The sequence below is a fragment of the Halomonas sp. HMF6819 genome, assembly GCF_044335525.1.
Lineage (GTDB): Bacteria > Pseudomonadota > Gammaproteobacteria > Pseudomonadales > Halomonadaceae > Vreelandella.
Window position 1 is genome coordinate 42,644 of record NZ_JBIQVY010000007.1, and the last position, 23,494, is coordinate 66,137.

The window sequence follows — 23,494 nt, forward strand, 5'->3', positions numbered from 1 at the left end:
CTTTTTCACGGGCGCGTCTGCGCCCGGATACACCCCGTCTCCGCTTTGCGGGGCGGGGTTTTTTATTGGTCGCGCGCCGGGAGCCTGCCCTTGAACGACATCGATGTCTTTTTGGATGCCCTGTGGCTCGAGCAGGGCGCAAGCGAGCATACGCTGTCGGCCTACCGGCGCGATCTGATCGCCTGGCAGGCGTATCTTGCGCGCTTCGACGAGACCCTGCTGGCGCCAGACCCGGCGCGCTTTGCCGCCTGGATCGAGCAGCGCCAGGAGGCCGGCTATCAGCTTCGAAGCAACGCTCGGCTTCTGTCGTCGCTTCGAAGCTTCTACCGCTGGGCGCAGCTTGGTGGCCACATTGACCACGACCCGCTAGCAGAGGTGGTGCTGCCCCGGGTGCGCCCGAGCCTGCCCAATACGCTCGAAGAGGAGGAGGTCGACCGGCTGCTGCTCGCCCCGGACACCGCCACCGCGCTCGGGCTTCGCGACCGCGCCATGCTCGAGCTTTTGTACGCCTGCGGGCTGCGCGTCTCGGAACTCGTCGGGCTTTCCAGTGACGCGGTGAACCTGCGCCAGGGCGTGGTGCGGGTGCGCGGCAAGGGCGACAAGGACCGGCTGGTGCCGATGGGCGACGAGGCGGTTGGGTGGCTCGAGGAGTATCTGGCGCGGGGCCGGCCCGCGCTGATGGCGGACGTAACCCGCCCGGCGCTTTTTCCCGGGCGCGGTGGTAACGCCATGACGCGACAAACCTTCTGGCATCGGATTAAAATTCACGCCGTCACGGCCAATATCACCCGGTCTTTATCGCCGCATACGCTGCGCCACGCGTTTGCGACGCATTTATTGAATCATGGGGCCAATTTGCGGGTCGTACAGCTGCTTCTTGGGCATAGCGACCTGTCCACGACGCAAATTTACACGCACGTTGCCCAGGCGCGCCTGGAGCAGCTGCATGCCGATCATCATCCACGAGGTTGAATACCATGCGTCAACGCACGACATCATCACGCGCCGGGGCGCGCTCACGGCTTGCCCCGTTCTTGCTCGCGGGCGCGGCGCTGTTGCCCGCCGCGGCTCAGGCCGACGCCGAGCGCCTGGCCGAGTCGCTCGAGGTCAACGGCCAGCCGATGCCCGTCGAAGAAGTACTCGAAACGCCCATGGCGGGTATCTATCACGTGCGGCTGGAAAACGGCGAGTCCTTCTACGCCAACCAAGACGGCAGCTACTTTCTGGTGGGCGATCTCTATCAGAACACCGAGCAGGGCCTGGTGAATCTGACCGAGCAGGCTAAAAACCAGCAGCGCATGGCCGCACTCGACGCGGTGCCGGCGTCCGAGCGCTTCGTTTACCGCGGCGTGGACGAGCCCCGCGCGACCGTGGTGGTCTTCACCGACCCGACCTGCCCCTACTGCGAGCGCCTGCACGAAAGCGTGCCGGAGCTCAACGAGCGCGGCATCGCGGTACACTATCTGGCCTTTCCGCGGGCGGGCATGGACAGCGACGCTGCCAGAACGCTGGAGCGCGCCTGGTGCTCGGATAATCGCAGCGAGGCGATGACCCGCGCCCAGAGCCGTGAAAGCGTGAGCGGCGAGATCTGCGACAATCCGGTGGCGGATCAGTACCAGCTCGGTATGGAACTCGGCGTCACCGGCACGCCGGCGATTATTTTGCCCGATGGGCAACTGGTGCCGGGATTTGTTCCGCCGGATCGGCTGGTCGGCATGTTAGGCTTGGACGACTGACGTAAACGATTAAAATGCCGCCACGGGTGGCGCACGCCAAACTCAACTATCAAGACGCCGCACCTTGGGTGCGAAGCTAGAGGGGATGTATTTTGAAACCGGTAAGAGTAGGCATTTGTGGTTTGGGAACCGTCGGTGGCGGCACGTTCAACGTATTGATGCGCAACGCCGACGATATCGCTCGCCGCGCCGGCCGCCCGATCGTGATCGAGCAGGTCGCCCATCGCAGCATTCATCCCGACTGCGACATTACCGGCATTGACGCCACCACCGATGTGTTCGAAGTGGCGACCAACCCCAACGTCGACGTGCTCGTCGAGCTGGTCGGCGGCTACGACGTCGCCCGCGAATTAGTGCTCACCGCCATCGAAAACGGCAAGCACGTGGTCACCGCCAACAAGGCGCTGATCGCCGTGCACGGCAACGAAATTTTCCGCGCCGCCCATGAAAAAGGCGTTATCGTGGCCTTCGAAGCGGCGGTGGCGGGCGGGATCCCGGTCATCAAGTCGCTGCGCGAGGGCCTGGGCGCCAACCGTATCGACTGGGTGGCGGGCATCATCAACGGCACCGGCAACTACATTCTGACCCACATGCGCGACGAAGGCCGGGCGTTCGAGGACGTGCTCGCCGAAGCCCAAGCGCTGGGTTACGCCGAAGCCGACCCGACGTTTGATGTGGAAGGCATCGACGCCGCTCACAAGCTGACCATTCTGGCGTCCATTGCCTTCGGCGTGCCGCTGCAGTTCGAGAAAGCCTTCACCGAGGGCATCGCGCGCATCACCGCCGAAGATGTCGAGCAGGCGGACAACCTGGGCTACATCATCAAGCACTTGGGGATCTGCAAGCGCACCGAAAAAGGCCTTGAGCTTCGCGTTCACCCGACGCTGATTCCCAAGGAGCGCCTGCTGGCCAACGTGCACGGCGTCAAGAATGCCATCGCCGTAATGGGCGATGCGGTCGGCCCGACGCTCTACTACGGCGCCGGCGCCGGCGCCGAGCCGACCGCCTCGGCGGTGGTCGCGGATATTCTCGATGTCGCCCGCGATATCACCACCGACCACCACTACCGCGTCCCGTATCTTGCCTTCAGCGGCATCGAAGACGATATCAACGATCTGCCCATCATGCCGATGGAAGAGATCACCACGGCCTACTACCTGCGCCTTCTGGCGGTGGACCGCCCCGGTGTACTGGCACGGGTCGCCACCATTCTGGCCGAGCAGGGCATCTCCATCGAAGCGCTGATCCAGAAAGAGGCGACGGAAGGCGAACTCGTCCCGATCATCCTGCTGACCCACCGCACCAAGGAGAAGCAGATGAACGAGGCAATTCGCGAAATCGAAGCGATGGCCGATATCGCAGGCCCGGTCACGCGTATCCGCGTCGAGAGCCTGGACGAAGGGGAGTAACCCGACATGCGCTATATCAGCACGCGGGGCCAAGCCCCCGCGCTCTCGTTCGAGGAAGTGGTGCTGACCGGCATGGCCAGCGACGGCGGGCTCTACGTGCCGGAAACGCTGCCCACGTTTTCGCATGAGGAGTTTGAGGCGATGGCCGGGCTCTCTTATGCCGAGATCGCCTTTCGCGTCATGAAGCCGTTTGTGGGCGGTGAGATCGATGATGACACCTTCAAACGTCTGGTGGAGGAGGCCTACGCCACCTTCACCCACGACGCGGTGGTGCCGCTCAAGCAGCTCGACGCCAACCACTTTCTGCTCGAGCAGTTCCACGGCCCGACGCTCGCCTTCAAGGATGTCGCGCTGCAGCTGTTGGGCCGTCTGCTCGATCACTTTTTGAAAAAGCGTGGCGAGCGCGCGGTAATCATGGGCGCGACCTCCGGCGACACCGGGTCAGCGGCCATCGAAGGGTGTCGCCACTGCGACAACCTGGATATCTTCATCCTGCACCCGCACCAGCGCGTCTCGGAAGTGCAGCGCCGCCAGATGACCTCGGTGCTGGCCGATAACGTCTTCAATATCGCCATCGAAGGCAATTTCGACGACGCCCAAGCGATGGTCAAGGCGAGCTTCGCCGATCAGCACTTTTTGCAGGGCACCCGGCTGGTCGCGGTCAACTCGATCAACTGGGCGCGCATCATGGCCCAGATCGTCTACTACGTGGCCGCCGGCGTCGCGCTCGGCGCGCCGCACCGCGAGGTGAGCTTCTGCGTGCCCTCGGCGAATTTCGGCAACGTATTTGCGGGCTACACTGCCTACAAGATGGGCCTGCCGGTGAAGCAGTTCATCATCGCCACCAACGCCAACGACATCCTGCATCGCACGCTGGCCGCCAACGACTTCTCCAAAAAGGAGCTCGAAGCGACGCTCGCGCCGTCGATGGACATCGTTGTCTCGTCGAACTTCGAGCGGCTTTTGTTCGACGCCTACGAGCGCGACGGCAAGGCGGTCGCGGCACTGCTCGAGCGCTTCCAGCAGGAGCCGACGGCGCTCGCCGAGGCCCCGCTTGCGCGGCTGCGTGAGAAGTTCGCCAGCCACAGCGTGGACGATGCGACCATTCTGGAAGTGATCCGCGAGGCGCATCATCGCACCGGCGAAATGCTCGACCCGCACACCGCGACCGGCTACCGCGCCGCCGAGTGCGCACGCAGCGACCAAACTACGCCGGTGGTGACGCTGGCTACCGCCCACCCGGCCAAGTTTGCCGACGCCGTGGTCAAGGCGGGCTTTCAGGGCGTGCCGCTGCCCACCCACATGGACGATCTGCTCGAGCGCGAAGAGCGCTACGCGGTGCTGCCGGCCGAGCTCGAAAGCGTGCAGCAGTTCGTGGTCGATCACCGCCGTAAGCACTGATGACCGACTTGAGCGCTCCCACCGTGACGCTTGCGCAAAACGCCAGCCGGCCCCGTCTGACGCCTCGTCCAGTGGACGAGGCGGTCTACGATCGCGCGCAAAAAGAGGGCCTTTCCGAGCTGCAGTCCAGGCTTCTGGCCTCGCGCCTGCCAGGCTACACCGAGCCGCTCACGCCGCTGGTCGCGCCAAGCCTTCGCTACCTGGCACACCCGGAGAAACTGGCCGATGGGCGGCGCGGCGCCGAGCGTATCGCCAAAGCCGTTGCCGAAGGCGAGTCGATCGGCATTCTGACCGACTACGACGTGGATGGCATTACCTCCCACGTGGTGATTCGGCGCACGCTGGTGGAGCTTTTCGGCGTGCCGGAAAAGCGGCTTCACAGCCTGATTGGTCACCGCATCAACGACGGCTACGGCATCAGCCTGCCGCTGGTCGAGCGCACCCTGGCGCTTTCGCCGCGCCCGAGTGTAGTAATCACCGCCGACTGCGGAAGTAGCGATGAGCCGCGCATCGCGCGCTTGAAGGAGGCGGGCATCGACGTCGTGGTGAGCGATCACCACGCGCTGCCCCAAGCCGGTCCGCCGGCATCGGCCTTTGCCTGTATCAACCCGACGCGCGAGGACTGCGACTACCCGGACAAGACCATCGCCGGCTGCATGGTGGCGTGGCTTTTGATGTCGCTGGCCCGGGGCGTGCTCATCGAGTGGGGCGTTTTGAATGAGGCCACGCCCAAGCTGTCGCCCTGGCTCTCGTTCGTGGCGCTGGGGACCGTTGCCGACTGCGTCTCGCTCGGGGCAAGCCCCGCCAACCGCGCGGTGGTGAGCTACGGGCTGACCCTGATCAACCGCATGGACGCCGCCTGCTGGCGGGCCATGGCGGCGCGGCTCGGGGCAGACAGCGTGCCGTTCAACGCCGAGACGCTGGCCTTTCAGATGGGCCCGCGCATCAACGCGCGCTCGCGCCTCGACGACCCCTACGCCGCGCTTCACTACATGCTGGCCGAAAGCGACGCGGTGGCCAATCGCCAGCTCGAGGTGCTGGATCAGGACAACCAGTCGCGCAAGGCGATCGAAGCGGACATGGCCGAAGAGGCCAAGCGCCTGGCGCTGCCGGCGATCGAGGCCGGGGAGCCCGCCGTGGTGGTGTTTCTCGAAGACGGCCACGCCGGCGTTCAGGGCATCGTCGCTTCCCGCCTGGTGCAGGCGTACGGGCGCCCGGCGGTGGTGCTGACCAAAGCCGCCGCGCCCAACATGCTCACCGGCTCCGGGCGCTCCATTGACGGGCTTCAGCTGCGCGATGCCCTGCAGCGCACCTTCGAGCTTGCCCCCGAGGCGCTGCCGCGCTTTGGCGGGCACAGCGGCGCGGCGGGAGTGGGCCTTCCGTTGGAGCAGCGCGAGGCGTTCAAGGCGGCGTTTCTTCAGGCCGTGACCGAGCAGCTCGGAAGCGAGCCGCGCACGCCGCAGCTTTACACCGACGGCACGCTCGACGCCGCCCAGCTGTCCCTGGCCACGCTTGGCGAAATCGACGCGCTGGGCCCGTTCGGCCGCGAGTTCGAGGCGCCGCTGTTTCAGGGCGACTTCATCGTCGAGTCGCTGCGCCCGGTGGGCGGCGACGGCGTACACCTGATGTTGGAGCTCTCGAGTGGCCCGGTGACCTGCAAGGCGATCTGGTTTCGCGCGCTCACCCCCGGGGAGCTGCCCGCCTTCGGCGTCGGCGACACGCTGACCTGCGCGTTCAAGCTCAACCGTAACCGCTGGCGCGGGCGCGAGTCGCTGCAGTTGATGGTCGAGCACGCCGAGACCGTCTAAGCCTCTGGCCTAAGTATCCATCAAGCAATGAAAGGGACGCACTGATGCGCGTGGAAGACCTGCCCCAGGACCCGCACACGTTGATCGAAGACGCCATCGCGATGCTATTGGGCACGCTGTTCGTGGCGCTGGGGGTGACGTTTTATACCCATGCGGTACTGCTCACCGGCAGCACTGCGGGGCTGGCGCTGCTGCTGAACTACATGACCGGCTGGGGCTTCGGCGCCTGGTTTTTCGCCATCAACCTGCCGTTTTACTATCTCGCGATCAAACGCATGGGCTGGAGTTTTACCCTGCGTACCTTCATCGCCATTGGTCTGGTGTCGCTTTTCTCCGAGCTGACAGGGGGCTGGGTCGTTTTCGAGAGCGTACCCACGCTCTACGCCGCGCTCATGGGCGGGGCGCTGATGGGCATCGGTATGCTAATGCTTTTTCGTCACCGCACGAGCCTTGGCGGCATCAACATCCTCGCGCTTTACCTGCAGCAGCGCTACGGCTTTCGGGCGGGCTACGTGCAGCTGGGTATCGACGGCGTGATTCTGCTCGTCGCACTTACTCAGCTGCCGCTGGATCGCGTGGCCTACTCGGTGCTTGGCGCGCTGACGCTGAACCTCATCATCGCGCTCAACCACAAGCCCGGGCGCTATATCGGGGTGAGCTAGACCGCGCCTGCCTCTCGTGCCGGCGGGCCAAAACTTTAGCTCCACAAGCGGCGATTTCCCCCAGTCCTTTCAACGCTGCGCTGTGTTTTCATGGCGGTATTAAAACCGTGCTCGCGAGTTTGAGAAAAGCCGTTCGGCGCGTATTAAAACGCTCGTACGACTAATGGATAGCCCTGAAAACAAATAAAACGAGCGTTTGCCTCTTGAACCCGCGCCCGCATTGGGCGAAAACTAATCACTGGGACAAAATAATAAGGTGGGCGAGTCGTAGTGCCTGCCGGATCATTCGAAAACGAGGCTCACTATGCACAACAACGTAAAAAAACTCGCGTTGGTATCCGCCGTAGCGGCGGCGGCCTTCGCAAGCCAGGCTAACGCCGGCGGCTACCAGATCAACGAGCAGAGCGTCAGCGGCCAGGGCTACGGCCACGCCGGACGCAGCTCCAACGTCCACGACGCCACCATCGTCTACGGCAACCCGGCGGGGATATCGTTCCTGGACCGCGCTCAGGTGACTGTGGGTGGAACCTTTCTTAGCGTCAATACTGATATCAGTAACGCCAGTGCCTCTCAGAGTAGCCCGGCCTTCCTACCGGCCACGGGCGGCCTCACAGATACGCTGCCTGTTTCAGGGTCCAACGATGGCGATATGGTGCCAGGCACGCTGGTGCCTTTTGCCTTTTACGCGCAGCCGGTCAATGAGCAGTTAGCCTTCGGTTTTGGTGTATATGCGCCTTTCGGTTCCAAAACCGAGTATGAGGGTGATTTCCAGGGACGTAACCAAGGTAACTATACTGAAGTTAAGGTAGTGACCGCTCAGCCAACGGTCTCCTACCGCTTTAATGAGCAGTGGGGCGTGGGGGTCGGTGTTACATATAACAGCGTAGAGGGTGAGCTTCGCCGTCAGGTGCCCGTAGCGACTCCGTTGGGACTTTCGGAAGTCGATTCACGCGTTGAAGGTGATGATGAGGCGTGGGGTTATAACTTGGGGGTGATTTATCAACCCGTACCGGAAACCACGCTGGGCCTCACGTACCGCTCTAAAGTGGACTTCAATCTGGAAGGTAACTTCTCCGCAAGTTCACCTGTGCTTGATCAGTTGGGTATCGGCACCGTAACCGATACCGCTGCGCTGGATTTGACTACGCCTGAAACGGTCAACTTCTCGCTGACCCAACAGATGAGCGACAATCTCAAGCTGATGTTTGGCGCTTCCTGGGCGCGCTGGAGCGAGTTTGACGAGATCTTGGTCACCGGTGCCCAGCGTGGCGAGATTACCAACGAGCGGCAGAACTATTCCAACGCCTGGGCCTTCTCAACCGGCGGTGAATATCAACTGACGCCTCAGCTCGCGCTGCGTGCCGGGGTGGCGCTTGACTTCACACCTACCCAGGATGCAACCCGCAGTGTGCGTATTCCGTCGGATGATCGGCGCATCTTCTCTATTGGTGCAGGCTGGAGCCCCATTCCCGACCTGACGCTGGATGTTGCCTACTCCTACCTGACCGAGCGTGGCACTCAGGTAGATCAAACCAAGACCGACAGCTTCACTGTAGCCGGACAGCGCACACCGCCTATCACCTCGAACTACTCCGCAGACTACAAAAACGAAGCTCATGGTATCGGCGCCCAGCTGACCTACCGCTTCTAAGCACGTCTCGGTACTCTCTTGAAAACCCGGCTCTGGCCGGGTTTTTGCGTGTCCGGGCAGGGCGGTGGATGCACCCACCCCCCGCTTTCGTTACACTAGGCGCCCATTAATGCACCGGTTTCGTTTGTCGGGGCCGCAGCCTGACGCTGCCCTTTGCTCAACAAGCGCTCCGACCGACGACCTCCCCATTTGAGTGCCCTTGCGGTACTGATCAGATCAAGGCGCGATCCATGTTGGAAACCAATCCGATTCACACCCAAATCAAGGACCTGTCTGAGCGGACAGACGTTCTTAGGGGGTATCTTTGACTATGCCGAGAAGAAGGATCGGCTAGAAGAGGTCACCCGCGAACTCGAAGACCCGAACGTCTGGAGCGACCCGGAGTACGCTCAGAAGCTCGGTAAGGAGCGAGCCTCGCTCGAGACCATCGTCGCCACCATCGATGAGTTGGACCAGGGGCTTGGCGATAGCCGGGATCTTCTGGAGCTGGCCGAGATGGAAGACGACGAAAGCACCGTCGAAGAGGTCAAGCGCGAGCTCGACACCATGCAGGCATCGCTCGAGCGGCTCGAGTTTCGCCGCATGTTTGCCGGCGAGATGGACGAAAACAACGCCTATCTGGATATTCAGTCCGGCTCCGGCGGCACCGAAGCCCAGGACTGGGCGAACATTTTGCTGCGTATGTACCTGCGCTGGGCCGAACATCACGGCTTCAAGGCCGAGATCATCGAAGCCTCCGCCGGCGAAGTGGCGGGCATCAAGTCGGCCTCGGTGCATATTCAGGGCGATCATGCCTTTGGCTGGCTGCGCACCGAAACCGGCGTTCACCGACTGGTGCGTAAAAGCCCGTTCGATTCCGGCGGTCGCCGCCACACCTCCTTCGCCTCGGTGTTTTTATCGCCGGAAGTCGACGACAGTTTCGAAGTTGAGATCAACCCGTCGGATCTGCGCGTGGATACCTATCGCTCCAGCGGCGCCGGCGGTCAGCACGTCAACACCACGGATTCGGCGGTGCGGATCACCCACGAGCCCACGGGTATCGTCGTGGCCTGCCAGAACCAGCGCAGCCAGCACGCCAACCGGGACTTCGCCATGAAACAGCTCAAGGCGAAGCTCTGGGAGCACGAGATGCAAAAGCGCAACGCCGCCAAGCAGGAAGCCGAGGACTCCAAGGCCGACATCGGCTGGGGCAGCCAGATCCGCTCCTACGTGCTCGACGACCAGCGCATCAAGGATCTGCGCACCGGCGTGCAGTCCAGTAACTGCGACAAGGTGCTCGACGGCGATCTGGATCAATTTATCATCGCAAGCCTCAAGCAGGGTTTGTAATCTTTTTTGGGTTCGATCATTCAAGGGTGTCTGATGGCCAACCAGGACGCGTCTTCTGCGGAAAACGAAAATCATCTGATCATGGAGCGCCGCGGCAAGCTCGCCGCGCGCCGCGAAAGCGCCGCCGCCACCGGCAAGAGCGCTTTTCCCAACGACTTTCGCCGGGATAGCCTGACCGTCGAGCTGCAAACGCAGTTCGGTGACAAGGACAAGGCGGAGCTCGAGGCGCTGGACCACCAGGCGGCGGTGGCCGGGCGCATCATGCGAAAGCGTGGCCCCTTCATCGTCATCCAGGACGTGGCCGGTCAAATCCAGCTCTACGTGGATAAAAAGGGCCTGCCTGCCGAGCTTTTGGAGGACATCAAGAGCTGGGACATCGGCGATATCGTCGCCGCGCGCGGCCCGGTGCATAAATCCGGCAAGGGCGATCTCTACGTGATGATGGTTGAAGCCGAGCTTCTGACCAAGAGCCTGCGCCCGCTACCGGACAAGTTTCACGGCCTGACCGACCAGGAGGCGCGGTATCGCCAGCGCTACGTCGACCTGATCATGAACCCGGAGTCGCGTAAAGCGTTCGAGACCCGCGCCGCGGTGATCAGCGCCATGCGCCGCTTTTTCGAGGACAAGGGCTTCATGGAGGTGGAAACCCCCATGCTCCAGCCGATCCCCGGCGGGGCCACGGCGCGTCCGTTCATCACCCACCACAACGCGCTGGGCATGGACATGTACCTGCGTATCGCCCCGGAGCTTTATTTAAAGCGGCTGGTAGTGGGTGGCTTCGAGAAGGTCTTCGAGATCAACCGCAATTTCCGCAACGAAGGCCTCTCGACCCGGCACAACCCCGAGTTCACCATGGTCGAGTTCTACTGGGCCTACGCCGATTACAATGACCTGATGGACATGACCGAGGCGATGCTGCGCGCCACCGCCCAGCAGGTGCTTGGCACCACGACGGTGAGCTATCAGGGCAACGAGTACGATTTCGGCGCGCCATTTCGCCGCCTGACGCTCAAGGACTCGATCCTCGAGTACGGCGAAAACATCGACGCCGTTGAGCTCGAGTCGCTTGAAAGTGCTGTGAGCCTGGCCGAGCGCTTGGGTGTGAAAGTGAAGCCGAACTGGGGGCTGGGCAAGGTCCAGACCGAAATCTTCGAGGAGGTTGCCGAACACCGCCTCGATCAGCCTACCTTCATTACCCAGTACCCGGCGGAGGTCAGCCCGCTGGCCCGGCGAAGCGACGCCGATCCTTTCGTCACCGATCGCTTCGAGTTCTTCGTCGGCGGGCGCGAGATCGCCAACGGCTTCTCCGAGCTCAACGATGCCGAGGATCAAGCCGAGCGCTTTCGCGAGCAGGCCGCCGAGAAGGACGCCGGTGATCTCGAGGCGATGTACTATGACGCCGATTACGTGCGGGCGCTGGAGTACGGCATGCCGCCCACGGCGGGCGAGGGCATCGGGATCGACCGGCTGGTAATGCTGTTTACCGACAGCCCTTCGATTCGCGACGTGCTGCTGTTCCCGGCGATGCGTCCGGAAGTCGAGTAAAAGTTGGTAAGGGCGCGTTATAGCGCCCATAATGGTCAACGTTTCGACGGCGAGGAGAATCCCATGAAACTGCTTAACCGCTCCGCTCTGAGCGTCAGGCCGACCCAGACCTTCGTGGACTGGATCAACGCGCTGGAACCCACCATGGGAGACGACGACCTGACACTGGACGACGTCGAACGTGAAAGTACCATTTATCTGATCCCCGAGATGGACACTCCCGAGGCGCTCGAAACCTTCGTGCGCGAGCGCAGCGTGGAAATTCTCGAAACCGAGCTGCGCGCCTGGGAAGAGGACGAGCGCCAGTGGCCCGAGACGCTGGACTGGTCGCTGTTCCAGTCGTTTCTGCACGTCGAGCACAGCTATCTGGCGATCGATCTGGACGATGAAACGGCGCTGGAAATTTCCGATGTCGACGACGCGCTGCTGCTCGACAACGACCCGGCCTGACGCTGGCGTAAGGCGTACGTTGTTTGAAACCGGCTTCGGCCGGTTTTGCCGTTAAAGCGCTTTAAAAAAAGCCCTGTAAAAAAGCGCTCTATAAAAGCCCTGCAAAAAAAGCTCTGCACGAAGTCCTGCTCAGAGACTGCTTTATTCAAACGCAGGCCTGCCTCAAGGAAGCCTTGCTCCATGCGACTGTTCGAAACCCGCCCCGGTGACGACGGCCTGCCCGGTCGTGAACGGGCGCTGGCGCTGTTGGCGCTGATGACCGGCACCACCATGGCGGTGATGGATACCACCATGGTCAACCTGGCGCTGCCTACCATCGCCCAGGATTTGGGCGCCTCCGCTTCGCGCTCGGTGTGGATTACCAATATCTTTCAGGTGGTGTGCGCGGCGTTTTTGCTGGTGTTTGCCGGGCTCAGTGAGTTGATCACCCGGCGCCGGCTCTACCTGCTGGGCCTGGCCATCTTCGTGGGCGCATCCATCGGGGCGGCGCTTTCCCAAAACCTCGAGACGCTGCTGGTGTTTCGGGCGCTTCAGGGCCTGGGTGCGGCGGCCACGCTCTCCATCGGTCCGTCGGTTTATCGGATGATTTTTCCGACCCGGCTTTTGGGCAGTGCGCTGGGCCTGAGCGCGCTGATCGTCGCTGCCGGCTACTCCGCCGGGCCCACGGTGAGCGGGGCGATTCTCTCTTTTGCCGACTGGCCCTGGCTTTTTGCGCTCAACGTGCCGCTCGGGCTCTGCTCGCTTTACTTCGCCGCCACGGCTTTGCCGCGCGAGACGCCGCGTTCGGGCGCCTTCGATGTGGCGGGGGCGCTTTGCTCGATCGTGATGCTGGCGAGCTTCTTTCTCTCGATGGACGCGCTGGGTCACGCCGAGCCTTTGGCGGTGCTCGCCTGGGTCGCACTCTGTCTGGTCGCCGCGACGCTGTTCATTCGCCGCCAGCGCCGGGCCCGCTATCCGCTGTTACCGCTGACGCTCTTTAGCGAGATGCGCTTCACCCTGGCGATCTGCACCTCGGGGCTTGCGTTCATTGGCCACGGGCTGACGTTCGTTGCGCTGTCGCTTTTTTATCAGAATCAGATGGGCTTCTCGCCGCTCGAAACTGCCTGGCTTTTTACCCCGTGGCCGCTTGCCATCATGGTGGTGGGGCCGCTGGCCGGGCGCCTTGCCGACAAGGTCAACCCGAGCATTCTGTCGAGCGTGGGTCTTGGCTTTCTGGTGGTCGGGCTGATGGCGCTGGCGCTGGTGGACGAGACCACCGGTGCGGCGGGCAGTCTGTGGCGCACGGCGCTGTGCGGAATCGGCTTCGGGCTTTTCCAGCCGCCTAACAACCGCGAAATGATGGCGAGCCTGCCGCCCGAGCGCAGCGCCAACGTCTCCGGCATGATGAGTACGGTGCGCACCGTAGGCCAGTCCTTCGGCGTGGCGGTGGTGGGCGCGGCGCTGGCGCTGGGGTTTTCGGTGCAGGTCACGCTTTGGTTTGGCGCTTTCACGACGCTTTTGGCGCTGGTGGCGAGCCTTTCCCGGGTGTCGCTTGCCGGGCGCGCACTCGTTGAACGGCGGGCATCGTCGAGGCCCCGGTAAGGGCGTACAATGAAGCCGTCCATACACCGAGGAGGCCTGTCATGACGTTGCAGACACAGATCGAGCAGAAGTTAACGGCGCTTTCGCCGGACGTGCTGCGCGTAGAGAACGAAAGTCACATGCACAACGTGCCGGCCAATTCCGAAACCCACTTCAAGGTGACGCTGGTCTCTGACAGCTTCGAGGCGATGATGCCGGTCAAGCGTCATCAGCAGATCTATGCGCTGCTCGCCGACGAGCTCGGGGGGCCGGTCCACGCCTTGGCAATGCACCTTTATACACCTGAAGAGTGGGCTGCGCGAAACGAGGAGAGGCCCAATTCTCCGAACTGTCGTGGCGGCAAGAAGTGACCCCGGAAGCCAGCCGACGCCACTACCTGGACGCCATGGGCATCACCGCCTGGGCGTGCCGGTATCAGCTGCCCAACGCGTTGGCGACCGAGGCCTGCGAGTGGGAGGCGCCAGAGAAAGCCGAGCCGCGTCAGGCGCTGCACGCCCTGCTCGACGAGCCCGCCGCGCCGCCGCCTGCGCCCAAAGCGGTCGAGACACCGACACCGGCCGAGCACTCGGCGCCGAAATCCGCCCGAGCGCTGTTGGGCGATATCGCCCCGGTAGAGCGCACCGCCCCGGAGCCTGCGCCTGCTAAAGAAGCGGCTTCGAGCGTGCCTTCCGAGCGCGCCGAGCCGGTCGAGTTCACTCTGACCTGCGCCTGTATCGACGGGCGCTGGCTCAGCGTGCACGCCGGCGAACTGGCCCCCGCCGAGCGGCGCCTGCTCGCCAACATGCTCATCGCCGCCGGCGCTTCTGCCGACACTGCGCCCACGTTCACCGCTTTCAAATGGCCGCCGATGGCCGGTGCCTTCGCCTCAGACGACCCGCTTACCGAGGCCCAGGAAGGCGTGGCGGCATTCATCGCCGGCGCCGCGCGTCGCCAGGGCTGGCAGCTCGAGAGGCTGCTTTACTGGGCAAACGCACCGAAAGAGAACGAAGGCGAGGATACGCTCGCTCGGGTACTAGCTGTCGAGGACGGTCATAGCCGCACCCTCATGCTTCCCGTATGGCGAGCCCCGGCGCTGGGCTCGATGCTCGATGCGCCCGCCAAGCGCGCGCTCTGGCCCAAACTTTTGCAACTCGCTCACGGCGATCCGGCGTGATACGAACGCTTTCGACGCTCGAACTTGCGGCGCTGCTTGCGCTAGAGGCGGATGCGCAAAGCGGGGCGAGCGCGGCGTCGCTTGCGCGCGCATTAGAGGATGAGGCGATAATCGTGCTGGGCGCGTGGCGAGACAAAGCGCTGGTCGGCTACGCGCTGCTCGCAAGGCTGCCGTTCGAGGCGGAGCTGCAGGCGATCGGCGTGGCGAAAGGGCAGCGCGGCCAGGGCCTCGGCGGCGCGCTGTTACAGGCCGTGCTTTTGCAGGCCCGCGAGTGGCAAAGTGAGCGTGTGCTCCTGGAGGTGCGCGCATCCAATCAGTCAGCGATCAAACTTTACGAGGCGGCGGGGTTTGACGTCGACGGTCGGCGGCGAAACTACTATCCGGCCAGGAGCCTGACGGCGAGCGGGAGAGAGGACGCGCTGCTGATGTCGCGCGCCCCCTAACGGTTGGCTCAGGCGCTTTCGGTCGTGCTCTCTTCGAACTTCGACAGCACGCCCTGAAGGCGGCGCTCCCACTCTTCGCGCTCCTGCTTGTACTCGGCGTTTTCGCGGCGAAGCTCTTCGTTTTCGAGCTTCATCAGCTCCAGCGCTTCGACGGTATCGGTGACTTTCTGTTCCAGCTGATTGAATAGTTCAAGGCTCATGCCGACCTCCAAAAACGGGGCAGAAAGGCCTGCCCCCGGTAAATGACGCGTTGAGCGTAACGCCGCGCCGACTATTGGGCAAGCGCGCTACGCCGGTAAAGCCGCGCGCTGGTTTCGCCGGCGCTGGTTTCGCGGTGAAGCTGCCAGCTGGCAGGCAATGCTACGGTCAGGTCACGCTCGGTTTCGAGATAAATAAACGCCTCCGGCGCCAGCCAGCCGTTCTCCAGTGCCTGGCAGCACGGCCCGGCCAGCCCCTTTTGAAAGGGCGGGTCGAGAAACACCAGTTCATACGCGCTCGGCGCACCCGCTAAAAACGCGGCGGCCTCCATGGTCACCACGCGAGCATTGGTCGCCTTCAGGCTCTCAAGGTTCTGCTCGATCATGGCGGCCACGCGCGGGGTCAGCTCGACGAAGGTGGCCTCACTGGCACCCCGTGAGAGCGCCTCGATACCCAGCGCCCCGGAGCCTGCGAACAAATCGAGAGCGCGTTTACCGGCAAGTGCCGGGCCCAGCCAGTTGAACAGCGTTTCGCGCACCCGGTCCGGCGTTGGGCGAAGCCCGGGGTGATCCAGCACGGGAAGCTGGCGGCGGCGGTAATCACCGCCGATAATACGTAGCTTGCCGGACGCTTTGGACGTCTCGCGCGACGCGGTGGTTTTGCGTGTAGGGCGTTGTCGTTTCATGGCGCCGATTGTAGCGGGGTCCGTGTCCAAAGTCCTGGCCGGCGGTGTTAGGATGGGCGCAATGTTCACCTTTTTTAGTTGGATACCTCCATGTTCGGTTTCTTAAAACGCAAGAAAAAGCAGGATTCGCAGCCCCAGGACGAGCGCAAACGCGACGGAGGGGGCTTGGGCGAAGCGAAGGACGAGAGCGCCGAGCGCGAGCCCGTACCAGGTCCGGTCGTGGAAGAGGCGCCGGTCGAAGCCCCACCAGCGCCTCGCCCCAGCGAGCCCGACGGCGAGCCGGGCCCCGAAAAGCCTGAGATCGAGCCCGAGCCCAAAAAGCCCGAAATCGAACCCGAACCCGATCAGCCCGAGACCGAGCCGGCGCCGGAAACTCCCGAGGTGGAACCGGAACCCGAAAAGCCCGAGGTCGAGCCCGACAAGACGCCAGAAGCCGAGCCGGAACCGGCAAAACCCGAGGTCGAACCGGAGATCGAGCCGGCGCGTCAAACGCCGGAGGTCGAGCCCGAGCGTCTGCCTGAGGTAGAGCCCGAACCCAGCGCGCCGGAAGTCGAGCCTGCGCCCACCGCGCCTGAAATCGAGCCGGGGCCGAGCGCGCCCAGCCCCTCGCCCCAGGACAAGCCGGTCGCGGCCAGGGAGGAGAAGAAAGGGTTCTTCGCCCGGATCAAATCCGGGCTCGGCAAGACCCGGGCGAATCTGACCGACGGACTGGCGGATCTCTTCCTGGGCAAAAAGCAGATCGACGACGAGCTTTTGGAGGACCTCGAAACCCAGCTTCTGATGGCGGACGTGGGGATCGAGGCGACCACCGCGATCATCGAGCGCCTTCAGGCGCGGGTGTCACGCAAGGAGCTCACTGACCCTGCCGCGCTTTACAAGGGGCTGCAGGAAGAGCTCGGGCGGATGCTCGAGCCGGTAGCCAAACCCCTCGATTTCGATAAGCCCGGCGACGGCCCCTTCGTGATCCTGGTGGTGGGCGTGAACGGCGTGGGCAAGACCACGACCATCGGCAAGCTCACCCAGCGGTTTCAGCGCGAGGGCAAAAGCGTGATGCTCGCAGCCGGCGATACCTTCCGCGCCGCGGCGGTCGAGCAGCTCAAGGTGTGGGGCGAGCGCAATGACGTGCCGGTGATCGCCCAGCACACCGGCGCTGACAGCGCCTCGGTCATTTATGACGCGGTGTCCGCAGCCAAGGCTCGCGGGGTCGACGTGCTGATCGCCGATACCGCCGGACGGCTTCATAACAAGAGCCACCTGATGGAGGAGCTCAAGAAGGTCCATCGCGTGATGCAGAAAATCGACGCCAGCGCCCCGCACGAAGTGATGCTGGTGCTCGACGCCGGGACTGGCCAGAACGCCATCTCCCAGGCCAGCACCTTCAACGAAGCCGTCCCGGTCAGCGGTATCACGCTGACCAAGCTCGACGGCACCGCCAAGGGCGGCGTGATCTTTGCCCTCGCCAAGCAGCTCGAAACCCCGATCCGCTTCATCGGCGTCGGCGAAAGCCTTGACGACCTGCGCCCCTTCAGCGCCAACGATTTTGTCAACGCGCTGTTCGATCAGCCCGAGGGCGTAACGCGCGGATGATTGCGTTCGAGCACGTCGGTAAGCGCTACGGCGGCCGTTTCGAGGCGCTGGCGCATCTCAATTTTCGCGTGGGCCCTGGGGAAATGGTGTTTCTGACCGGTCACTCCGGAGCGGGCAAGAGCTCGCTTTTGCGCCTGATCATGCGCCTGGAGAAACCCAGCCGCGGGCGCGTCGTGGTTGCCGGCCACGACATTGCCAAACTCCACGCAAGCCAGGTGCCGTTTTACCGGCGCCAGATCGGCGTGGTGTTTCAGGACCACCAGTTGCTATTCGATCGCAGCGTGTTCAAAAACGTCGCGCTACCGCTGGAGATCCAGGGGCTCGAGCCGCGTGAATCCGCACGCCGGGTGCGCGCTGCGCTCGATAAAGTGGGGCTTTTGCACCGCGAGAAGGCGCTACCCGTGGAGCTTTCCGGCGGCGAGCAGCAGCGCGTGGGCATTGCCCGCGCCGTGGTCAACAAGCCGGCGCTATTGCTCGCCGACGAGCCTACGGGGAACCTGGACCCGCACCTTTCTGCCGACATCATGGGCCTGTTCGAAGACTTCAATCGCATCGGTACCACGGTGATGATCGCAAGTCACGACCTGGCGCTGATCGCCCGCCTGCGCCACCGCATTCTGCGCCTGCGCGATGGGCGCCTGATCGGCGACGAGGGGGCGGTATGAAGCGCCCGACACCGCCGCCTTCGGATCCCCGCGGCGCGGCCACCCGACCAAGCGGCGCGGTGAGCCGCCGCGGCGCCCCGGCCGCCAAAGCCGGTAAGGGGCCGGTACCGCCCGCGCCCAGAAAGCCGCGCCCGACGGGCCCGGGGTTTGGCAGCCGGGCGCGCGCCTGGGGGCGCCATCACCGCGCCATGCTGGGCGATAGCCTCTACCGGCTGGTGCGCCATCCGCTGGGCAACCTGCTCACCATGCTCGCCATCGCGATCGCTCTGGTACTTCCCGCCGCGCTTTGGCTGACCCTCGACAGCGCCCGACTGCTGGACGCCGAGCTCGATGAGAGCGCCACGCTCACCGTCTACCTGCAAACCGACGTAGGCCCGGCCGAGGCCGAGCGCATCGAAGAGGCGGTCGGCGCCGAGGCCGGCGTTTCGCACACCCGGCTGATCAGTGCCGAGGAGGGCATGGCGGACTTTCAGCGCTCGCTGGGCATCGACGACACCCTGATGGGCCTCGAGGAGAACCCGCTGCCGGCGAGCATCGTGATCCGTCCACAAAGCGTCGAGTCTTCCTCGATGCAGGCGCTCGCCGGTCAGCTCGAAGCGTTGGCCGGGGTGGACGAGGTACGCGTGGATTTGGCCTGGGTGGAGCGGCTTCGCCACCTGGCGGACCTGGGCCGGCGCGTGGCGCTGGCGCTCGGGGTGCTTTTTGGCTTCGGCGTGCTGCTGGTGGTGGGCAACACCATTCGCCTTTCCGTGGAGAGCCGGCGCCGGGAGATCGAAGTGGTCATGCTGATCGGTGCGACCCACGCCTTCGTGCGCCGCCCGTTTCTGTATAGCGGCGCCTGGTACGGCGTCGGCGGGGGTGTGATCGCGCTACTGCTGCTGGCGCTGGGCAATCAGTGGCTGTCGCTTCCAGTGGCGGCGCTGGCGGCAAGCTACGGGGCGAGCTTCAGCCTGCCCCAGCTCGACGTGACAGGCTCTACAATTTTGCTATTCTGCAGTACACTATTGGGCTGGCTGGGCGCATGGCTTGCCGTGTCGCGCCATCTATCCAGCATTCGCCCGCGCTGAGTCGGTTTTTAAGCGGGCGCGTTGCCCGACCGATTTTTAGTCGGGATACTTTGAACCTTATACTTTAGTTACTGTCTTAGTGATTACTCCGACATGCTGTGTCGATCGTGAACCGTATATGTTGGCTCATGTTGATGACGATAGCAGGTCGACCAGGATAGGTGACAAGGAGACCATCTGCATGAGCACTAGTCTTCTACCGGTGGGTCAGCTTTCTCCAGGCAACGACCTGGGCGGTTACATTCAAGCGGTCAACGGCATTTCTGTGCTTACCGTCGAAGAGGAGCAGGCGCTGGCACGCCGTCTCTATGACGAAGGCGATCTCGAAGCGGCGCGGCGGCTGGTACTGTCGCATCTGCGCTTTGTAGTGCACATTGCGCGCAGCTATTCGGGTTATGGTTTGCCCCAGGCCGACCTGATTCAGGAAGGCAACGTGGGCCTAATGAAGGCGGTCAAACGCTTCGACCCTAACCAGGGCGTGCGGCTGGTCTCTTTTGCCGTGCATTGGATCAAGGCCGAAATTCACGAGTTCGTGCTGCGCAACTGGCGCATCGTGAAAATCGCGACCACCAAGGCGCAGCGTAAGCTGTTCTTCAATCTGCGCAGCGCTAAAAAGCGTTTGGCCTGGTTGAACAACGACGAAGTCGACGCCATCGCCAAGGATCTCGACGTCAAGCCCGAGATCGTACGGGACATGGAAGGGCGCCTATCGGCGTTCGACGCAGGCTTCGATGCCTCGCCGAGCGACGATGAAGACAGCCCCTACCAGGCGCCGGCGCAGTTTCTCGACGACGCCACTTTGGATCCGGCAACTCAGCTCGAGGACAGCGATTTCGAAGAGGATTCCACGCGTCGCCTGCAGCTGGCGCTGAGTGAGCTAGATGACCGCTCGCGGGATATTCTGCAGCGCCGCTGGCTGACCGACGACAAGTCGACGCTGCATGACCTGGCCGACGTATACGGCGTGAGCGCCGAGCGCATTCGCCAGCTCGAAAAGAACGCCATGAAAAAGCTTCGCACGAAGATGGGCGATACCCTCGCCGCCTAATTCGAAGCGATGAAAAGCGAAAAGCCCCGGCATCCACCGGGGCTTTTTCATGCCTGCACGTTTGCATGGCGCTATCAGGCGGGCATGGCGCTCTCTTTCAATAGCCCGGCGGCGATCAGCGCCCACTGGTCGTCCCAGTACTCGGTTGGGACGCGCTTGAAGTCGCTGCGCACGTACTGCGAAATGCGTCCTTCGGCTTGGGCGATGAGCAAATTAGCCGCCGCCGAGGCGGTGATGGTCGTGCGCCGTCCTTCGCGGATTTCTGCCTCGCGCAGGATCTGCTTGAGCTGAGTCTCCAAACGCTCAAAAAGCTGATGCACCCGCTGTCTGAGCCGGGCCGTCTCGCCGGTGAGCACGTCGCCGCCGAGAACCCGCGCAAGCCCCGGGTTTTTCTCGGCAAAGCCCAGCAGCAGCGAGAGGATCGTCGCGCAGCGGCGCTCGGCATCGGGGATGTCCTCGAGAATGCGCGTGATGCGCGCGAAGACGCTCTCCTCGATGTAGTCGATCAGACCCTCGAACATGCGCGCCTTGCTCGGAAAGTGGCGATACAGCGCCGCCTCGGAGACGCCGACCTGGCGGGCCAGCGCGGCGGTGGTGATACGCTTGCCGCTGTCCTCTTCGAGCATGATGGCCAGCGCTTGCAGGATCTGTTCGCGCCGACGCGGTTTGTTGTCATCGCTCATGTGCCACCCCCTTGCCTTAGCCGGCGTCGCTGATCAAGGTACCGACGCCCGCCTTGGTGAAGATTTCGAGCAGAATGGCGTGGGGCACGCGGCCATCGACGATCTGTGCGCTGACCACGCCGCCTTTCACGGCGTCCAACGCGCAGCGAATCTTGGGCAGCATTCCGCCGTAGATGGTGCCGTCTTCGATCAGCTCGTCGACCTGGGCGGTGGTTAGTCCGGTGAGCACCTGGCCTTCGCTGTTCATCAGTCCGGCCACGTTGGTCAAGAGCATCAGCTTCTCGGCGCTGAGCGCCTCGGCGAGCTTGCCGGCAACGAGGTCGGCGTTGATGTTGTAGCTGTGGCCTTCGTCGTCCACGCCGATCGGCGCGATCACGGGAATGAAATCGCGGGCGGCGAGCATTTCGATCAGATCGGTGGAGATCGACTCCACTTCGCCGACGTGGCCGATATCGATGATCTCCGGGGCGGTCATCTCCGGCGTCTTGTGTTCGACCTTGAGCTGACGCGCGCGAATCTGGGCGCCGTCCTTACCGGTCAGGCCGATCGCCTTGCCGCCGCTTTGGTTGATCAGGTTGACGATGCTCTTGTTGACCAGCCCCCCGAGCACCATCTCGACCACGTCCATGGTCTGGGCATCGGTGACGCGCATACCGTTGACGAAGCGCGACTCGATGTTGAGCTTCTCCAGAAGGCTTCCGATCTGCGGGCCGCCGCCGTGGACCACCACCGGGTTGATGCCGACTTCCTTCATCAGCACGATGTCGCGGGCGAAGGAGTTGATCAGAGTGTCTTCGGTCATGGCGTTGCCGCCGTACTTGACGACGACGGTCTTGCCGGAGAACTGCTGGATATAGGGAAGCGCCTCTGACAGCACCTCCACGACGACCCGCGGGTCGCGGCTGTTTGGATTCATTGGATTATCCCTTGGCTTGTCTTTTATGCGGCGCGGTGGCCTTTATGGCGCGTTGGGCGCGCTCTAGTGTGTCGGCTCGGCAATCGCGGCGATGTCCAGACCAGGCGCGGTGCGGGCCAGCGCCCGGGCAAAGCGCGCCCTGATCCGTGAAAGTGCGGCGTCGCTTTCCCCTTCGAAGCGAAGCACCAGCGCCGGCGTGGTGTTCGAGGCCCGGCAAAGCCCGAAGCCGTCGCTATAGTCCACGCGAATGCCGTCGATCGTGGTCTTGATACCTTCGCCGAAGTCGCCATCTCTGGCAAGCGCTTCCACCAGGCCGAACTTTTCTTCATCGGCGACCGCGACGTTGATTTCCGGGGTGCTGACTTCCTGGGGAAAGCGCGCGAACAGCGCATCAGCACACACGTTTTGCCCGCTCAAAATCTCCAACAGCCGCGCGGCGGCGTAGAGGCCGTCGTCGAAGCCGTACCAGCGCTCCTTGAAGAAAATATGCCCGCTCATTTCGCCGCCCAGCAACGCGCCGGTCTTGATCATGCGCGCCTTGATCAGCGAGTGGCCGGTGCGCCACATCTCCGGCTCGCCGCCAGCGTCAGCGATGGTGTGGGCGAGGCGGCGGCTGCATTTGACGTCGAAAATCACGCCCGCGCCCGGGTGGCGGGCGAGCAGGTCGGTGGCGAACAGCGCCAGCAGGTGGTCCGGATTAATGATGCGCCCGCTTTGGGTGACCACGCCCAGCCGGTCGCCGTCGCCATCAAACGCCAGCCCAATATCCGCGCCCTGTCGTTTGACCTCGTCGATCAGCGCGATGAGGTTCTCCGGCTTGCCCGGGTCCGGGTGGTGGTTGGGAAAGCGCCCGTCGATCTCCTCATATAGCGGCGTGGTGCGAACGCCCAGGCGCCGGATCAGCTCGGGGCCGAGCTCGCCGGCCACGCCGTTGCCGCAGTCCACCACGGCGTGCAGTGACCGGGCCACGGTGATGTCACGGGTGATGCGCGAAAGATACGCCTCGCGCACGTCGACTTCGCGGTACGCGCCGCTGCCCTCGGACAGTTCGCCGCTGGCGATGCGCTCATAAAGCGCGGTGATGGTCTCGTTCGATAGCGTTTCGCCGCCGAGCACGATCTTAAAGCCGTTGTACTCGGGCGGATTGTGGCTTCCCGTGACCATCACCCCGGAGCGGCTGGCCGCAAGCGTATGGGTGGCGAAGTAGAGGGTTGGAGTGGGCACCATGCCGATGTCGATGACGTCGACCCCGGCGCGCAGAAGCCCCGCCACCAGCGCTCGCTGGAGTTTGGGCCCGGAGAGGCGCCCGTCGCGGGCAACGATCACCGCACGTTCGCCCCGGGCAGCGGCTTCAGAGCCTACCGCCTGGCCGATCAACGTGGTCGTGGCCTCAGTCAGGGTGTCGTCCACGACGCCGCGGATATCGTAGGCGCGAAAGATGGAGGCGGGTACCGTCATGAGCGTGTCCTGAAGTCAA

General features: G+C 63.6%; 23 protein-coding genes. 18 read left to right on the forward strand and 5 right to left on the reverse strand.

Features of this window, described 5'->3' with window-relative positions:
* The first annotated feature begins 90 nt into the window (after positions 1-90).
* From xerD to rimI, 14 genes are all read left to right on the forward strand, one after another.
* Positions 91-972: a site-specific tyrosine recombinase XerD gene (gene xerD, locus ACGLWX_RS16440; protein ID WP_396241335.1), complete on the forward strand. Its 882-nt coding sequence runs from the start codon at positions 91-93 to the stop codon at positions 970-972.
* A gap of 5 nt (positions 973-977) precedes the next feature.
* Positions 978-1,736: a DsbC family protein gene (locus tag ACGLWX_RS16445; protein ID WP_396241337.1), complete on the forward strand. Its 759-nt coding sequence runs from the start codon at positions 978-980 to the stop codon at positions 1,734-1,736.
* Between the two features lie 92 nt (positions 1,737-1,828).
* On the forward strand, positions 1,829-3,145 hold the full coding sequence (locus ACGLWX_RS16450) for a homoserine dehydrogenase (RefSeq protein ID WP_252109470.1): 1,317 nt from the start codon (positions 1,829-1,831) through the stop codon (positions 3,143-3,145).
* 6 nt (positions 3,146-3,151) lie between these two features.
* Positions 3,152-4,546: a threonine synthase gene (thrC, locus tag ACGLWX_RS16455; protein WP_396241339.1), complete on the forward strand. Its 1,395-nt coding sequence runs from the start codon at positions 3,152-3,154 to the stop codon at positions 4,544-4,546.
* Positions 4,546-6,354, forward strand: a complete 1,809-nt coding sequence (locus tag ACGLWX_RS16460; RefSeq protein WP_396241341.1) for a DHH family phosphoesterase — start codon at positions 4,546-4,548, stop codon at positions 6,352-6,354. The genes thrC and ACGLWX_RS16460 overlap by 1 nt, the downstream gene beginning before the upstream one ends.
* 44 nt (positions 6,355-6,398) lie before the next feature.
* The gene (locus ACGLWX_RS16465; protein WP_396241343.1) at positions 6,399-7,016 is read left to right on the forward strand and encodes a YitT family protein; all 618 of its coding nucleotides are present in this window, start codon (positions 6,399-6,401) and stop codon (positions 7,014-7,016) included.
* Between the two features lie 304 nt (positions 7,017-7,320).
* The gene (locus ACGLWX_RS16470) at positions 7,321-8,667 is read left to right on the forward strand and encodes an OmpP1/FadL family transporter (protein WP_396241345.1); all 1,347 of its coding nucleotides are present in this window, start codon (positions 7,321-7,323) and stop codon (positions 8,665-8,667) included.
* A 230-nt stretch (positions 8,668-8,897) separates the two neighbouring features.
* Positions 8,898-9,996 (forward strand): peptide chain release factor 2 gene (prfB, locus tag ACGLWX_RS16475; RefSeq protein WP_396241347.1). Its coding sequence is split into 2 segments (ribosomal slippage): positions 8,898-8,972 and positions 8,974-9,996, totalling 1,098 coding nucleotides; the frame shifts between segments, so codons are not numbered across the junction.
* A gap of 33 nt (positions 9,997-10,029) precedes the next feature.
* Entirely contained in the window at positions 10,030-11,541 is a 1,512-nt protein-coding gene (gene lysS / locus ACGLWX_RS16480; protein WP_396241349.1) for a lysine--tRNA ligase, read from the forward strand.
* A gap of 63 nt (positions 11,542-11,604) precedes the next feature.
* Entirely contained in the window at positions 11,605-11,991 is a 387-nt protein-coding gene (locus tag ACGLWX_RS16485; RefSeq protein ID WP_252109476.1) for a hypothetical protein, read from the forward strand.
* A 180-nt stretch (positions 11,992-12,171) separates the two neighbouring features.
* On the forward strand, positions 12,172-13,572 hold the full coding sequence (locus tag ACGLWX_RS16490) for an MFS transporter (RefSeq protein ID WP_396241351.1): 1,401 nt from the start codon (positions 12,172-12,174) through the stop codon (positions 13,570-13,572).
* A gap of 41 nt (positions 13,573-13,613) precedes the next feature.
* Positions 13,614-13,922, forward strand: a complete 309-nt coding sequence (locus ACGLWX_RS16495) for a BolA family protein (RefSeq protein ID WP_396241353.1) — start codon at positions 13,614-13,616, stop codon at positions 13,920-13,922.
* On the forward strand, positions 13,919-14,725 hold the full coding sequence (locus ACGLWX_RS16500) for a hypothetical protein (protein ID WP_252109479.1): 807 nt from the start codon (positions 13,919-13,921) through the stop codon (positions 14,723-14,725). Before ACGLWX_RS16495 ends, ACGLWX_RS16500 begins: the two co-directional genes overlap by 4 nt.
* Positions 14,722-15,168, forward strand: a complete 447-nt coding sequence (gene rimI, locus ACGLWX_RS16505; RefSeq protein ID WP_396241355.1) for a ribosomal protein S18-alanine N-acetyltransferase — start codon at positions 14,722-14,724, stop codon at positions 15,166-15,168. The genes ACGLWX_RS16500 and rimI overlap by 4 nt, the downstream gene beginning before the upstream one ends.
* Positions 15,169-15,176: 8 nt before the next feature.
* On the opposite strand, the gene zapB is transcribed toward rimI, so the two are convergent.
* Positions 15,177-15,368, reverse strand: coding sequence for a cell division protein ZapB (zapB, locus tag ACGLWX_RS16510; protein ID WP_396241357.1), 192 nt, complete (start codon positions 15,366-15,368; stop codon positions 15,177-15,179).
* 71 nt (positions 15,369-15,439) lie between these two features.
* Positions 15,440-16,051, reverse strand: coding sequence for a 16S rRNA (guanine(966)-N(2))-methyltransferase RsmD (gene rsmD, locus ACGLWX_RS16515; RefSeq protein WP_396241359.1), 612 nt, complete (start codon positions 16,049-16,051; stop codon positions 15,440-15,442).
* A 90-nt stretch (positions 16,052-16,141) separates the two neighbouring features.
* Between rsmD and ftsY the strand changes: the two genes are divergently transcribed.
* From ftsY to rpoH, 4 genes are all read left to right on the forward strand, one after another.
* Complete coding sequence (gene ftsY, locus ACGLWX_RS16520; protein WP_396241361.1) at positions 16,142-17,638, forward strand: signal recognition particle-docking protein FtsY; 1,497 nt, start codon at positions 16,142-16,144, stop codon at positions 17,636-17,638.
* A complete protein-coding gene (gene ftsE, locus ACGLWX_RS16525) occupies positions 17,635-18,303 on the forward strand; it encodes a cell division ATP-binding protein FtsE (protein ID WP_252109484.1) in 669 nt (222 codons plus the stop codon). The genes ftsY and ftsE overlap by 4 nt, the downstream gene beginning before the upstream one ends.
* Positions 18,300-19,370 carry a permease-like cell division protein FtsX gene (gene ftsX / locus ACGLWX_RS16530; RefSeq protein ID WP_396241363.1) on the forward strand — a complete coding sequence of 357 codons (1,071 nt, stop codon included), beginning with the start codon at positions 18,300-18,302 and terminating at the stop codon, positions 19,368-19,370. The genes ftsE and ftsX overlap by 4 nt, the downstream gene beginning before the upstream one ends.
* Before the next feature lie 181 nt (positions 19,371-19,551).
* Positions 19,552-20,418 (forward strand): RNA polymerase sigma factor RpoH, encoded by an 867-nt coding sequence (gene rpoH, locus ACGLWX_RS16535; RefSeq protein ID WP_396241365.1) that lies wholly within the window; start codon positions 19,552-19,554, stop codon positions 20,416-20,418.
* Positions 20,419-20,492: 74 nt separating this feature from the next.
* On the opposite strand, the gene slmA is transcribed toward rpoH, so the two are convergent.
* From slmA to ACGLWX_RS16550, 3 genes are all read right to left on the reverse strand, one after another.
* Positions 20,493-21,101, reverse strand: a complete 609-nt coding sequence (slmA, locus tag ACGLWX_RS16540; RefSeq protein ID WP_396241367.1) for a nucleoid occlusion factor SlmA — start codon at positions 21,099-21,101, stop codon at positions 20,493-20,495.
* A 16-nt stretch (positions 21,102-21,117) separates the two neighbouring features.
* Positions 21,118-22,017, reverse strand: a complete 900-nt coding sequence (gene argB, locus ACGLWX_RS16545) for an acetylglutamate kinase (protein WP_252109488.1) — start codon at positions 22,015-22,017, stop codon at positions 21,118-21,120.
* Between the two features lie 63 nt (positions 22,018-22,080).
* Positions 22,081-23,475, reverse strand: coding sequence for a phosphomannomutase/phosphoglucomutase (locus ACGLWX_RS16550; RefSeq protein WP_396241369.1), 1,395 nt, complete (start codon positions 23,473-23,475; stop codon positions 22,081-22,083).
* Positions 23,476-23,494 lie beyond the last annotated feature (19 nt).